Origin of the sequence: Saccharothrix algeriensis (assembly GCF_016907655.1) — a bacterium.
Taxonomy (GTDB): domain Bacteria; phylum Actinomycetota; class Actinomycetes; order Mycobacteriales; family Pseudonocardiaceae; genus Actinosynnema; species Actinosynnema algeriense.
Map to the genome: position 1 here is coordinate 5,316,792 of NZ_JAFBCL010000001.1, position 14,009 is coordinate 5,330,800.

Here is a 14,009-nt window from a genome sequence, read left to right on the forward strand (position 1 = left end):
ACACAGGACGTGCGCAACGCGTCACCGGTGGCGGTGATGGGCCTGTCGGGGGGTGTTGGTACTACTACCACCCGCCGCAACCGCTTGGCGCAGAAAGACTCACCTGACTGGGACCCACGTTGTACCCAGGCAATTGCGCTCGGTACGGTCGCGGCACCGATCCAGAATTGAAATTCCCACACCACGGAGGAAATCGTGGCCCTTCCCCAGCTTACCGAGGAGCAGCGGGCCGCAGCGCTGGAGAAGGCTGCTGCCGCTCGTCGCGCTCGGGCTGAGCTCAAGGAGCGCCTCAAGCGTGGCGGCACGACCCTGACGGACGTGCTCAAGGCCGCCGAGAGCGACGAGGTCCTTGGCAAGATGAAGGTGTCCGCGCTGCTCGAAGCCCTTCCGGGCGTCGGCAAGGTCCGCGCGCAGCAGATCATGGAGCGGCTGGAAATCGCTCCGAGCCGTCGGCTGCGCGGCCTGGGTGAGCGGCAGCGCAAGGCGCTGCTCACCGAGTTCAGCGGCGAGTGAGTGATGGCACCGGGGCGGGGTCGGGCGCACGCGCCCGGCCCCGCCTCACCGTCCTGTCCGGGCCCTCCGGCGTCGGCAAGTCCAGCGTGCTGGCCGAGCTGCGCCGCCTCGGGCCCGACGTGCACTTCAGCGTCTCGGTGACCACCCGGGCGCCGAGGCCGGGCGAGGTCGACGGCGTGCACTACCACTTCGTGGGCCTCGACGAGTTCCGCGCGATGGTCGCCGCCGGCGAGCTGCTCGAGCACGCCGAGTTCGCGGGCAACTGCTACGGCACGCCCCGCGGCCCGGTGGAGCGGGCGCTGGCCGCCGGCCGGCCGTCGCTGCTGGAGATCGAGCTGCAGGGCGCGCGCCAGGTGCGCGCGGCGATGCCGGAGGCGCGGCTGGTGATGCTCGCGCCGCCGTCGTGGGAGGACCTGGTGCGCCGGCTGACCGGCCGCGGCACCGAGGACCCCGCCGTGGTGGCCCGCCGGCTCGCGATCGCCCGCGAGGAGCTCGCGGCCGAGCCCGAGTTCGACGACGTCGTGGTGAACGCCGACGTGCGGTCGGCCGCCGCCCGCTTGCTAGACTTGGTGGTCGGCCCGGCGCCCGATGCGCGATGACGGACGCCGGTCGCGCGCCGCACGCGCGCAGGCGTCCGCTCGCAGGCGCGGGACGACTCTGGCAGACACACAACCGCAGGAGCGTTGACGAGTGACCACGCACACCGAGCTGGGCCCGCTGTCGGGTTCCCCGGAGGGCATCACCAACCCGCCGATCGACGACCTGCTGGAGCAGGTCAGCTCGAAGTACGCGCTGGTGATCTACGCGGCCAAGCGGGCGCGGCAGATCAACGACTACTACGCCCAGCTGGGCGAGGGCCTGCTGGAGTACGTCGGCCCGCTGGTCGAGCCCGGCCCGCGCGAGAAGCCGCTGTCGATCGCGCTGCGGGAGATCCACGCGGGTCTCCTGGAGCACACCGAGGGCGAGTGACCGGCTCGGCCGAGGCCCCCTCCCGTCCCCGGGTCGTCCTGGGCGTGGGCGGGGGCATCGCCGCCTACAAGGCGTGCGAGGTGCTGCGCCGGCTCACCGAGTCCGGCCACGGGGTGCGGGTGGTCCCGACCGCGGGCGCGCTGCGCTTCGTCGGGGCGGCGACCTTCGAGGCGCTGTCCGGCCGGCCGGTGCACGCCGAGGTGTTCTCCGACGTGCCGTCCGTGCAGCACGTGAAGCTGGGGCAGGACGCCGACCTGGTCGTCGTCGCGCCCGCCACGGCGAACCTGCTGGCCAAGGCCGCCCACGGGCTGGCCGACGACCTGCTCACCAACACCCTGCTGACCGCGCGCTGCCCGGTCCTGCTGGTGCCGGCGATGCACACCGAGATGTGGGAGCACCCGGCGACGCGGGCCAACGTGGCGCTGCTGCGCTCGCGGGGCGTCGTCGTGGCCGAGCCCGCCAGCGGCCGGCTGACCGGCAAGGACACCGGCAAGGGCCGGCTGCCCGACCCCGCCGAGATCGTGGAGCTGGCCCGGCTGCTGCTGCACCGCCGCGACGCGCTGCCGCGCGACATGGAGGGCCTGCGCGTCGCGATCTCCGCGGGCGGCACCCGCGAGCCGCTGGACCCGGTGCGCTTCCTGGGCAACCGCTCGTCCGGCCGCCAGGGCTACGCGCTGGCCAGGGTCGCCGCGCAGCGCGGCGCGCGGGTCGCGCTGGTCGCCGCGCACACCGCCGACCTGGCGCCGCCCGCCGGCGTCGAGGTCGAGCGGGTCGGCACGGCCGCGCAGCTGCGGGAGGCGATGCACCGGGCGGCCGAGGGCGCGGACGTCGTCGTGATGGCCGCGGCGGTCGCGGACTTCCGCCCGGTCGACCGGGCCGAGCACAAGATCAAGAAGACCGACCGCGACCCGGAGCCGGTGGCGCTGACCCGCAACCCGGACGTCCTGGCCGAGCTGGTCGGCGCCCGGCGGCCCGGGCAGGTCGTCGTCGGGTTCGCCGCGGAGACCGGGGACGCCGCCGCGGGCGTGCTGGAGCACGGGCGCGCGAAGCTGCGCCGCAAGGGCTGCGACTGGCTCGTGGTCAACGCCGTCGGCGACGGCAGGGCGTTCGAGGTGGAGGACAACGGCGGCTGGCTGCTGTCCGCCGAAGGGGTGGAGACCCCGCTGCCGCACGGCTCCAAGGCGAGCCTCGCGTCCGCAGTGTGGGACGCGATCATGTCCGGGTGCGAGGTTTCTGGCCCCCGGGGGCGTCGCCCTCAGTAAGCTTGGCCCGATCCGCGCAAGGACATCAGGTCGGGACCCGATCTCGCATGGACACCAGGTAGAGGAGTGCCGTGAGCCAGCACAGCAGCAGGCTGTTCACCAGTGAGTCGGTGACGGAGGGGCACCCGGACAAGATCTGCGACGCGATCAGCGACGCGATCCTGGACGCGTTGCTGGCGAAGGACCCCCGCTCGCGGGTGGCGGTGGAGACGTTGATCACCACCGGTCAGGTGCACGTGGCGGGCGAGGTCACCACGGAGACCTACGCGGACATCCCGTCCATCGTCCGGGAGAAGATCCTCGACATCGGCTACGACTCCTCGGCCAAGGGCTTCGACGGCCGCTCGTGCGGCGTGAACGTGGCCATCGGCTCGCAGTCGCCGGACATCGCGCAGGGCGTGGACACCGCCTACGAGCGGCGGGTCGGCGGCGCGGACGACGAGATCGACAAGCAGGGCGCGGGCGACCAGGGCCTGATGTTCGGCTACGCGTGCACCGACACCCCCGAGCTGATGCCGCTGCCGATCGCGCTGGCGCACCGGCTGTCCCGCCGGTTGACCGCCGTGCGCAAGGACGGCACCGTGCCCTACCTGCGCCCGGACGGCAAGACGCAGGTCACCATCGAGTACGCGGGCGACCAGCCGGTCCGGCTGGACACGGTCGTGGTCTCGACCCAGCACGCGGACGGCATCGACCTGGAGAAGCTGCTCGGCGTCGACGTGCGCGAGCACGTGGTCGCGCCGGAGATCGCCGACCTGGGCCTGGAGACCGGGGACGTGCGGCTGCTGGTCAACCCGACCGGCCGGTTCGTCATCGGCGGCCCGATGGGCGACGCGGGCCTGACCGGCCGCAAGATCATCGTGGACACCTACGGCGGCATGGCGCGGCACGGTGGCGGCGCGTTCTCCGGCAAGGACCCGTCGAAGGTGGACCGCTCCGCCGCGTACGCGATGCGCTGGGTGGCCAAGAACGCCGTGGCGGCGGGCCTGGCGGCGCGCATCGAGGTGCAGGTCGCCTACGCGATCGGCAAGGCCGCGCCGGTGGGCCTGTTCGTGGAGACCTTCGGCACCGAGACGGTGGACCCGGCCAAGATCCAGCAGGCCATCACCGAGGTCTTCGACCTGCGCCCGGCCGCGATCATCCGCGACCTGGACCTGCTGCGGCCCATCTACGCGCCGACCGCCGCCTACGGGCACTTCGGCCGCACCGACGTCGACCTGCCCTGGGAGAGCACCGACCGCGCGGACGCGCTGCGCGCGGCGGCCGGCGCCTGAGCGACGGGCTCCCGGTGAGCCGGGGGACCCGGTAGGGGCCGGCTTCCCGCGCCGCCGACCCGGGAGCCCCGGTCGAGGACGTCCTCGACCGGGGCTCCCGGATCGGCGGCGCGCGTGCGTGGTGGGGCCGTCGGCGCCGCCCGGCCTGCCGCGCCGGGGCGGACGTGCTCCTGCCGCCGGAGCGGTGCGCGGTCGCTGTCCGTTCGGCCCCTGCCGGCTCTGGTGGCGCCGGACGCGGCTGTCGGGGTCGGCGGGATCGCGGAGCGGGGCAGGGCCGTCGTCAGGTCGGCGACCGGTCCGCGTCACCCGGTGGTGATCTTGCTTATCTCGAACGCCTGTTCGACAATGGGGCCATGCGACCACGCGGCCGGCCCCACCGCTCCGACGGGGCCCGCAAGGCCCTCTGGTAGACCTCAGCGCATGGCGAGCAAGGCGAGCACCAGGCGCGGTGAGCGCGTGCCCGCGTCCGCGCTGCCCGTCGCCCGGATCTGCGTCGACGTGCCGCTGCCGCACCTGGACAAGCCGTTCGACTACCTGGTCGCCACCGAGCAGGACGCGGACGCGGTGCCCGGCTGCCGGGTCCGGGTGCGGTTCGCGGGTCAGCTGGTGGACGGGTTCCTGCTGGAGCGGGCCGAGGAGTCCGACTACGACCGCAAGAAGCTCAGCTTCCTGGACCGGGTGATCTCGCCCGAGCCGGTGCTCTCGCCCGAGGTGGCGGAGCTGGCGCGGGCGGTGGCCGACCGGTACGCCGGTTCGCTGACCGACATCCTGCGCCTGGCGATCCCGCCCCGGCACGCGCGGGTCGAGGCCAAGCCGGCCCGGGAGCCCGCGCCCGCCCCGGCCGCGCCCCCGGCGCAGGGCTGGTCGCGCTACCCGTACGGGCCGAACCTGCTCGACGCGCTGCGGGCCGGCCGCCCGGCGCGGGCGGTGTGGCAGGCGCTGCCGGCGGAGGACTGGCCCGCCCGGCTGGCGGAGGCCGCCGTGTCGGTGGTCAGCGCGGGCCGGGGCGCGCTGGTCGTCGTGCCGGACCACCGCGACCTGGCGCGGCTGCACGAGGCGTGCGCGGCGCTGGCCGGCCCGGACGCGGTGGTGGCGCTGTCGTCCGACCTGGGGCCGTCCGCGCGCTACCAGCGGTGGCTGGCGGTGCGCCGGGGCGCGGTGCGGCTGGTGCTGGGCACCCGCGGCGCGGCGCTGGCCCCGGTGCGCGACCTGGGCCTGGTCGTGGTGTGGGACGACGGCGACGACCTGCACGTCGAGCCGCGGATGCCCTACCCGAACGTGCGGGACGTGCTGGTGCAGCGCGCCCACCTGACCGGGGCGTCCCTGCTGGTGGGCGGCTTCGCCCGCACGGCCGAGGCGCAGCTGCTGGTGGACAGCGGCTGGGCGCACGAGGTGGTCGCGCCCCGGGACGTGCTGCGCGCGGTCGCGCCGCGGGTGGCGGCGGTCGGCGACCACGCGTGGCAGGAGGTGAAGGACCCGGCGGCGCGGTCGGCGCGGCTGCCGTCGATCGCGTTCGACGCGGCGCGGGCGGCGTTCGCCGAGGACGCCCCGGTGCTGATCCAGGTGCCCAGGCGGGGTTACGTGCCGTCGCTGGCGTGCGGCGCGTGCCGGGCGCCGGCGCGCTGCCGGCGCTGCGCGGGTCCGCTGGCGCTGCCCGGCGGCGCCGAGGACGGCGTGCCGAAGCCGGCGTACTGCCGGTGGTGCGGCGCGACGGAGGCGGCGTTCCGCTGCCCGGCCTGCGGTTCGCGGCGGCTGCGCGGCCAGGTGATCGGGGCGCGCCGCACGGCCGAGGAGCTGGGCCGGGCGTTCAGCGGCGTCCCGGTGCGGACCTCGGGGGCGGACGAGGTGCTGTCCGCGGTGCCGGGCGGCTCGTCCCTGGTGGTCGCGACGCCGGGCGCGGAGCCCACCGCCGAGGGCGGCTACGGGGCGGTGCTGCTGCTCGACGGCTGGGCGCTGCTGGGCCGGGCGGACCTGCGGGCGGCGGAGGAGGCGCTGCGGCGCTGGATGACCGCCGCCGCCCTGACCCGCCCGGCGGGCCGGGTGGTGGTGGTCGCCGACTCCGCGCTGGCCCCGGTGCAGGCCCTGGTGCGCTGGGACCCGGTGTGGCACGCGAGGCAGGAGCTGGCGGCCAGGGCGGAGCTGGGCTTCCCGCCGGCCGTGCGCATGGCGACCCTGGACGGCACGCCGGACGCGCTGGCCTCCGCCCTGGGCGACCTGGTGCTGCCCCCGACCGGCGAGATCCTGGGCCCCGTGCCGCTGTCCGAGGACGGGCAGCAGGAGCGCGCGCTGGTCCGCGTGGCCCGGACCGAGGGCAGGGCCCTCTCCGAAGTCCTCACCGCGCTGCAGAAGACCCGCAGCGCCCGCAAGGACCCGGACCTGGTCCGGGTGAAGCTCGACCCGCTGGAAGTCCTCTGAAGGGGCCGCTCGGCGGGCGCGCCCTCACGACCGGGCGGCCGGCTCCCCGCAGGCACGGGGAGCCCGGCCGGTCCCGAGCTGCCCGGACGTTGGACGGTGGCTCGGGGGACTCGTGGCCGCGTGGCTGCCATCATGGATCGCGGCGCACGGGTGTACGGGGAGCAGGTTGCCTGTCCGGATCGCGTCATCACCATAACGTCGGACGCGTCCGGACGGTCACAGCTTCGCAAACTCGCCGGTCAACGGCGATTTCGCCGTGCCATCACGTCAAGTGAACCCTAAGCCCGGTTACCAGGGACGGGTTTGGTAACCGCTTCGCGGCGTCCAGCACCGCACTCCGAAAAAGAACTAAACGGACAAAAGCGGTAAAAGGGACAATTTTTGGTACCAGCCACCGCTTCCGCACCGGGTCGGGGCCTCGCTACAACTGAGCCGAGCGGTCGTCCCGGCCGGCTCCGGCGGCAGGCACCGCCGGAGCGGGAGGGGCCGGTCAACCGCGGCCCGGACGTCGCATCCGCCGTGCGCGGATCCTCGGATTGGACGGTGACCAGCCATGCGCAAGACCCTGATCCCACGACGCGGACCCGGCGCCGCGCGCCGTCGTCCCGACGAGCACGCGGTCGTCCGCATCGGCGCCTTCGCGGTCGTGGCGGTGGTGCTGCTGGCGATGCTCCTGCTCGGGGTGGACCTCGCCACCGCGTCGGTGGCCCTCGTGGTGATCGGGGGTGCGGCCGGCCGGCTGGTGCCCCTGGTCGACTCCCGCCGCTCGACCTCCGGTCGCCGCTAGGCGGCGGCCCCGTGTCGGACGCGGACCGCCCGACCGCCGGGACGGACGCGGTGCCCGCGCTCGCGAACGAGCTGCGGGCACTGCGCCGCCGGGCCGGTCTGACCCAGCGGGACATCGCCGGGAGGGTCAACTACAGCCACGTGACCGTGGTGAAGGCCGAGGCCGGCCGACGCCCGCCGACGTGGGAGGTCGTCGAGGCCATCGTCAGGACCTGCTCGCCGGGATCACCCGACCTCGCGACGTGGAAGGAGATGTGGCGCGCCGCGCGCGGCTCGGCGGGGCGGTCGGCCACCCCGGGTGGGAGCGGGCCGGGTGGGAGCGGGCCGGGTGGGAGCGGGCCGGGTGGGAGCGGGCCGGGTGGGAGCGGGCTGGGTGGGAGCGCCACGGAGTACGTCGCCGCCCCGCCGGTGGCCGCTCCGCCCGCGCACCGACCCGACCCGGCCGCCATCAGGACCCTGGGCGGGTACGTGGCGGCCCTGGCCTCGCTGCGGACGGGGTCCTACCGGGACGTCACCGCCCGCGCCCGGTCCGTCTTCGCCACGACGGAGGAGCCCACCCCCTCCGTCGCGCGCTCCACCGTCGCCGACCTGTTCAAGCCCGACCGGGTGTGGCTGGACTGGGACGTCGTCCACGCCTACCTGGTCGGCTGCGGGGTGCACCGGTCCCACCTGGAGCACTGGCGCCGCCTGCTGGGCGAGGTGCAGGGGTGGCACCGCGTCGCCAGGCCGCGGCGCGAGGTCTCCAGCGCGCCGCCCCCCGCCGTGGACCTGGCCGGTGTCGGCTCGCCCGGGGCGTTCGTCGAGGCGCTCAGGGAGCTGACCCGCCGGACCGGGATGAGCATGGCGGACGTGATCGACCGGGCCAGGTGGCACCCCGGCGCGCACATCTACGCGCGGTCGGCGATGGCCGCCCGGTTCACCGTCGGCGTCAGCCGGGGGGTGCTGCCCGAGCGGACGCTGGTCAAGGCGTACCTGCGGGGCTGCTACTGCCCGAGCCTGCGCCACCGCGCCTGGTGCGTGCCCGACTGCAGCGCGGACGAGATCGCGCCCTGGCTGCGGCTGTACGACGGTATGCGCACCTCGCCGGGGCGCCCCGGCGCCCGCTGAGCCCGACGCGGTGGTCGCCGACGGGGGACACCGCGCCGGGCTGCGTTGACGGCGTGGTGGCGCGTCGGTCGGGTGGCGCGCCGGTCGGGTGTTGCGCCGGTCGGGTGTTGCGCCGGTCGGGTGTTGCGCCGGTCGGGTGGTCGGGTGGCGCGCCGGTTGGATGGTGGTGGTCGGTTGGTCGGTTGGTCGGGTGGCGCGGTGGGCGCGGTGGACCGGGTTGTCCGCGGCGGGGTTCGGCGCGGCGGGGTACTCCCGGCGCGCCGCCCGGAGTACAAGGGAGTGATGCCCAGGTCGTCGGTCGTCAGCGCCCTCGCCGCCCTCTTCCTCGTCGCCCCCCTCGCCCCCGCCCTCGCCCAGCCCGCCGCACCACCGCGCGCGCCCGAAGCGGTCGGCTTCGGCGGCGCGGTGGCGAGCGTCGACCCGGACGCCTCGCGCATCGGCGTGGACGTCCTGCGCCGCGGCGGGAACGCCGTCGACGCGGCGGTCGCCGTCGCCGCCGCGCTCGGGGTCACCGACCCGTTCTCGGCCGGTGTCGGCGGCGGCGGGTTCCTCGTCCGCTACGACGCCCGCACCGGCCGCGTCTCCACCCTGGACGGCCGGGAGACCGCTCCCGCCGCCGCGGACGAGGGGCTCTTCGTCGAGGACGGCGCGGCGATCCCGTTCGCCGAGGCGGTGACCAGCGGCCTGTCGGTCGGGGTGCCCGGCGCCCCGCTCACCTGGCAGCGGGCGCTCGACCTGTGGGGCACGCACTCGCTGGACCGGGCGCTGCGGCCGGCCGAGGAGCTGGCCCGGCGCGGGTTCACCGTCGACGCCGAGTTCCACCGGCAGGTCGTCGACAACGCCGACCGGTTCGCCGACCTCACCTCCACCGCGGCCCTCTTCCTGCCGGCGCCGGCGGTGGGCAGCACGTTCCGCAACCCCGACCTCGCCGACACCTACCGGGAGCTGCGCGAGCACGGCGCGTCCGCGCTCCACCGGGGCGCCATCGGGCGCGACGTCGTCCGGGCCGTCACCGAGCCGCCGGTCGACCCCGCCGCGACCCGCACCGTCCGGCCGGGCCGGCTGAGCGCGGCCGACCTGCGCGACTACCGCGTCCCCGAGCGCGAGCCGACCCGCACCCGCTACCGCGGCCTGGACGTGTTCGGCGCCGCTCCGCCGTCCGCGGGCGGCACGACGGTCGGCGAGGCCCTCAACGTCCTGGAGACCACGCGGCTGTCCGCCGAGACCCCCGTCCAGTACCTGCACCGGTACCTGGAGGCGAGCCGCCTGGCCTTCGCCGACCGCGACCGCTGGGTGGGCGACCCCGGCTTCGCCGACGTGCCGACCCGGGCGCTGCTGTCGCAGGAGTTCGCCGACAGCCGCGCCTGCCTGATCTCGCCCACCGCCGCCCTGACCAGCCCCGTCGCGCCGGGCGACCCGCGCGACCCGCGGCCGTGCGCCACCGCGGGCGCGGGCGCCGCCACCCCGCACGAGGGCACCGACACCACGCACCTCACCGTCGCCGACAAGTGGGGCGACGTCGTCTCCTACACCCTCAGCATCGAGCAGGAGGGCGGCAGCGGCATCGTCGTGCCCGGCCGCGGGTTCCTGCTCAACAACGAGCTGACCGACTTCTCCTTCACCCCGGTCGCGCCCGGCGTCCCCGACCCGAACCTGCCGGGCCCCGGCAAGCGCCCGCGCTCCTCCATGGCCCCGACGATCGTGCTGCACCACGGGGAGTTCGTGCTCGCCCTCGGCTCGCCCGGCGGCTCGACCATCATCACGACCGTCCTCCAGGTGCTCACCCGGCGCCTGGACCGGGGCCAGGGCCTGCTCGACGCGATCGCCGCGCCCCGCGCGTCCCAGCGCAACACGGCCACCACCCGGGCCGAGGAGGCGTTCCTCGCCACCGGGGAGGCACGGGCCCTGCACGCCCTGGGGCACCGCTTCACCGCGACCGGGGAGATCGGCGCCGTGACAGCGGTCGAACGCCTGCCCGACGGCCGCTGGCGCGCCGCCGCCGAACCCGTCCGGCGCGGCGGGGGAGCGGCCCGGGTCGTGCACCCCCGCTGAACCGGCTCGACGCGCCCGCGGGCTGCGCCGGGGCCCGCCGGCGGCCGGGTCCGGCCGCACGCTCGCAGGCGGCGCCAGGGCTACACGGGACCCGCCGGCGGCTGGGTCCGGCCGCGCGTCCGCGGGCGGCGCCGGGGCTCGCCGGCGGCTGGGTCCGGCCACGCGCCCGCGCGCTACGCGGGTCGTCCACGTCTGCGCCACGGGTGCTCCCCGCGGCGCAGGCGGGGTCATCCCGGGGGAGTACGGGCGCTCGCCACCCCGGGCGGACGCGCGCGCACGCCCCGGTGGGCGATCGTGGTCCCACCAGGGGCGGACGGACTCGAAACAGGGAGTGACGACATGACCACCATCACGATGAGCGGCCCGGCCACCGCCACGAGGACCCCGGCGGTCGTCACCGGCACGGCGACGGCCGCGAGGTTCGTCGGCCACTTCCTCGCCGCGCTGGTCGGCGTTGCCCTCCTCGGCCGCCACGTCGACCACTGAGCCGCGCCGCGGACCACCGGGCCGCGGCGCGACCGGCCCCGCCGCCCACCGGGTCGGGGCCGCGCGGGTGGTGATCGGGCACTGAGCGCCGCCGCGCCCGGTCCGCTCTCCTAGACTGGCCGTCTGCCCCCGTTCGAGGAGAGTGCGTGACCGTCCAACCCATCCGGCTGTTCGGCGACCCGGTGCTGCGGACCCGCGCCGCCGAGGTCACCGACTTCGACGCGGAACTGCGCAAGCTGGTCAAGGACCTGTGGGACACCATGAGCGACGCCGGCGGCGCGGGGCTGGCCGCGCCCCAGCTCGGGGTCGGCCTGCGGGTGTTCACCTACCACTGCGACGGCTTCGCGGGCCACCTGGTCAACCCCGAGTTCGAGGTCGTCGGCGACGAGTTCCAGGACGGCCCCGAGGGCTGCCTGTCCATCCCCGGCCTGTCGTGGGACTGCCGGCGGCACCGCGACGTCGTCGCGCGCGGCTGGAACATGCACGGCGAGCCCGTCGAGGTGGAGGGCACGGACCTGCTGGCCCGCTGCATCCAGCACGAGACCGACCACCTGGACGGCGTGCTGTTCCTCGACCGGCTCGACGAGCGGACCCGCAAGGAGGCGATGCGGGAGATCCGGCGGCAGTCCTGGTTCGACGGCTCGGCGCCCACGCTCAAGCAGTCGCCGCACCCGCTGTTCGGGGGTGCGTGACCGTGCGCCTGGTCTTCGCGGGCACGCCCGAGGTGGCGCTGCCCTCCCTGCGGCTCCTGCTGGACTCGCCCCGGCACGAGGTGGCCGCCGTCGTCACCCGCCCGGACGCCCCGGCCGGCCGCGGTCGCCGGGTCGAGCGGTCGCCGGTGGCGGCCCTGGCCGACGAGCGCGGCATCGAGGTGCTGGCGCCGGCCAAGGCGGGCGACCCCGACTTCCTGGCCCGGCTGCGGGCGATCGGGCCCGACCTGTGCCCGGTGGTCGCCTACGGCGCGCTGCTGCCCGAGTCGGCGCTGGCCATCCCGCGCCACGGCTGGGTGAACCTGCACTTCTCGGTGCTGCCCGCCTGGCGGGGCGCGGCCCCGGTGCAGGCGGCCGTGCGGCACGGTGACGACATCACCGGCGCGACCACGTTCCGGATCGTGAAGGCGCTCGACGCCGGCCCGGTGTTCGGCGTGGTCACCGAGCGGGTGCGCGAGCGGGACACGTCCGGTGAGCTGCTGGGCCGGCTCGCCGAGTCCGGTGCGAAGCTGCTGCTGTCCACCGTCGACGGCATCGAGGACGGCACGCTGCGCCCGGTGGAGCAGTCGGAGGAGAACGTCAGCTACGCGCCCAAAGTCACCGTGGACGACGCCCGGCTGGACTTCGCCGGCACGCCGGCGGCGGCGCTGGACCGCGTCTCGCGGGCGGTGACGCCGGACCCGGGCGCGTGGGCGGAGTTCCGCGGCGAACGGCTCAAGCTGGGCCCGGTCGCCCCGGTGGAGGCCGACGGCCTCGCGCCCGGCGAGCTGCGGGTCGAGCGCAGGCGCGTGCTGGTCGGCACGGCCACCACGCCGGTGGCGCTCAGCGACGTGCAGGCGCAGGGCAAGAAGCGGATGGCGGCGACCGACTGGGCGCGCGGCGTCCGGATCGAGGCGGGGGAACGGCTCTCATGACCCAGCGATCCTCCCGACCGTCCCGGCCCCGCGGCCCCCACCCGCCGCGCCGGCGCACCGGCCCGGCCCGGCCCCCGGTGGAGGACCCGGCGCGGCTGGCCGCGCTGGACGCGCTGCGCGCGGTGCGCCAGCGCGACGCCTATGCCAACCTGGTGCTGCCCGGCCTGCTGCGGGAGCGCCGGATCACCGGCCGCGACGCCGCGCTGGCCACCGAGCTGACCTACGGCACGTCCCGCGCGCAGGGTCTGCTCGACGCGATCCTGGCCGCCTGCTCGGACCGGCCGCTGTCCGAGGTGGACGGCTCGGTGCTGGACGCGCTGCGGCTGGGCGCCTACCAGCTGCTGCGCACGCGCATCCCGTCGCACGCGGCGGTGGCCTCCACGGTCGACCTGGTCCGCGCGGAGCTGGGGTCGGGCGCGGCCGGGTTCGCCAACGCGGTGCTGCGCCGCGTGACCGCGCAGGACGAGGCCGGCTGGGTCGACGAGGTGGCGCCGGACGAGGAGGCCGACCCGATCGGCTACCTCGCCATGGCGCACGCCCACCCCCGGTGGGTCGCGCAGGCGTTCGCGGAGGCGCTGGGCAGCCGCGGCGAGCCGCTGCGGGAGGCGCTGGCGGCCGACGACGCGCGGCCGGCCGTGCACCTGGCGGCGCGGCCGGGCGAGTGCAGCGCCGACGAGCTGGCCGCCATGACCGGCGGCGACGTCGCGCCGTACTCGCCGTACGGGGTGCGCCTGGAGGCGGGCGCGGGCGACCCGGGCGACCTCGACCCGGTGCGCGAGAAGCTGGCGGTGGTGCAGGACGAGGGCAGCCAGCTGTGCGCGCTGGCGCTGACCCGCGTGCCGCTGGCGGGCGCCGACGAGCGGTGGCTCGACCTGTGCGCCGGTCCGGGCGGCAAGGCGGTGATGCTGGGCGCGCTGGCCTCGCTGTCGGGCGCGGGCCTGGACGCGGTGGAGAAGGCGCCGCACCGCGCGGAGCTGGTCCGCAAGGCGGTGGTCGACCTGCCGGTGACCGTGCACGTGGCGGACGGGCGCGACGCGGGCCTGCCGTCGGGCGGGTTCGACCGCGTGCTGGTGGACGCGCCGTGCACGGGGCTGGGCGCGCTGCGCCGGCGGCCGGAGGCGCGGTGGCGGCGCAAGCCGTCGGACGTGGCCCCGCTCGCCCGGCTGCAGCGCGAGCTGCTGACCTCGGCGCTGGACCTGGTCCGGCCCGGCGGGGTGGTGGCGTACGTGGTGTGCTCACCGCACCTGTCGGAGACCGTCGGCGTGGTCGCGGACGTGGCGCGGCGGACCGGGGCGGAGCGCCTGGACGCGCGGGCGTTCTTCCCCGACGTGCCCGCTCTGGGCGACGGGCCGCACGTCCAGCTGTGGCCGCACCTGCACGGCACGGACGCGATGTTCTGCGCCCTGCTGCGCCGCCCGGCCTGACCCGGGTCGGGCGGGCCGCCGGGCCGGCGGTGGTCGGCGAGCCGGTGGTGGCCGCCGGCCGGCGGTGGTTCGCGGGCCGGGTGGGGCTGCCGGGATC

At 76.4% G+C, this 14,009-nt stretch carries 13 protein-coding genes; all 13 read left to right on the top strand.

The genetic code is table 11. From position 1 onward, the window contains the following. The first annotated feature begins 195 nt into the window (after positions 1 to 195). The 13 genes from mihF (at position 196) to JOE68_RS24415 (ending at position 13,912) form a co-directional block, all read left to right on the top strand. Positions 196 to 513, top strand: coding sequence for an integration host factor, actinobacterial type (mihF, locus tag JOE68_RS24355; protein WP_033427832.1), 318 nt, complete (start codon positions 196 to 198; stop codon positions 511 to 513). After that, a complete protein-coding gene (gene gmk, locus JOE68_RS24360) occupies positions 510 to 1,112 on the top strand; it encodes a guanylate kinase (protein WP_204844597.1) in 603 nt (200 codons plus the stop codon). Before mihF ends, gmk begins: the two co-directional genes overlap by 4 nt. A 91-nt stretch (positions 1,113 to 1,203) precedes the next feature. Then, positions 1,204 to 1,482 carry a DNA-directed RNA polymerase subunit omega gene (gene rpoZ, locus JOE68_RS24365; protein WP_015103666.1) on the top strand — a complete coding sequence of 93 codons (279 nt, stop codon included), beginning with the start codon at positions 1,204 to 1,206 and terminating at the stop codon, positions 1,480 to 1,482. Beyond that, the gene (gene coaBC, locus JOE68_RS24370; protein ID WP_204844598.1) at positions 1,479 to 2,744 is read left to right on the top strand and encodes a bifunctional phosphopantothenoylcysteine decarboxylase/phosphopantothenate--cysteine ligase CoaBC; all 1,266 of its coding nucleotides are present in this window, start codon (positions 1,479 to 1,481) and stop codon (positions 2,742 to 2,744) included. Before rpoZ ends, coaBC begins: the two co-directional genes overlap by 4 nt. 71 nt (positions 2,745 to 2,815) lie before the next feature. After that, positions 2,816 to 4,018, top strand: a complete 1,203-nt coding sequence (gene metK / locus JOE68_RS24375) for a methionine adenosyltransferase (RefSeq protein WP_204844599.1) — start codon at positions 2,816 to 2,818, stop codon at positions 4,016 to 4,018. A gap of 420 nt (positions 4,019 to 4,438) precedes the next feature. Continuing rightward, positions 4,439 to 6,433 carry a primosomal protein N' gene (locus JOE68_RS24380; protein ID WP_204844600.1) on the top strand — a complete coding sequence of 665 codons (1,995 nt, stop codon included), beginning with the start codon at positions 4,439 to 4,441 and terminating at the stop codon, positions 6,431 to 6,433. Positions 6,434 to 6,986: 553 nt separating this feature from the next. Beyond that, the gene (locus JOE68_RS24385) at positions 6,987 to 7,220 is read left to right on the top strand and encodes a hypothetical protein (protein ID WP_204844601.1); all 234 of its coding nucleotides are present in this window, start codon (positions 6,987 to 6,989) and stop codon (positions 7,218 to 7,220) included. 11 nt (positions 7,221 to 7,231) lie between these two features. Continuing rightward, on the top strand, positions 7,232 to 8,326 hold the full coding sequence (locus tag JOE68_RS24390; RefSeq protein WP_204844602.1) for a helix-turn-helix transcriptional regulator: 1,095 nt from the start codon (positions 7,232 to 7,234) through the stop codon (positions 8,324 to 8,326). Positions 8,327 to 8,608: 282 nt separating this feature from the next. Further along, positions 8,609 to 10,378 (top strand): gamma-glutamyltransferase, encoded by a 1,770-nt coding sequence (ggt, locus tag JOE68_RS24395; RefSeq protein WP_204844603.1) that lies wholly within the window; start codon positions 8,609 to 8,611, stop codon positions 10,376 to 10,378. A gap of 339 nt (positions 10,379 to 10,717) precedes the next feature. Then, positions 10,718 to 10,864, top strand: coding sequence for a hypothetical protein (locus tag JOE68_RS24400; RefSeq protein ID WP_204844604.1), 147 nt, complete (start codon positions 10,718 to 10,720; stop codon positions 10,862 to 10,864). A gap of 146 nt (positions 10,865 to 11,010) precedes the next feature. Continuing rightward, a complete protein-coding gene (gene def, locus JOE68_RS24405) occupies positions 11,011 to 11,556 on the top strand; it encodes a peptide deformylase (protein ID WP_204844605.1) in 546 nt (181 codons plus the stop codon). Positions 11,557 to 11,558: 2 nt separating this feature from the next. Beyond that, positions 11,559 to 12,488 carry a methionyl-tRNA formyltransferase gene (gene fmt / locus JOE68_RS24410; protein ID WP_204844606.1) on the top strand — a complete coding sequence of 310 codons (930 nt, stop codon included), beginning with the start codon at positions 11,559 to 11,561 and terminating at the stop codon, positions 12,486 to 12,488. Continuing rightward, a complete protein-coding gene (locus tag JOE68_RS24415; protein ID WP_204844607.1) occupies positions 12,485 to 13,912 on the top strand; it encodes an RsmB/NOP family class I SAM-dependent RNA methyltransferase in 1,428 nt (475 codons plus the stop codon). The genes fmt and JOE68_RS24415 overlap by 4 nt, the downstream gene beginning before the upstream one ends. Positions 13,913 to 14,009: the final 97 nt, after the last annotated feature.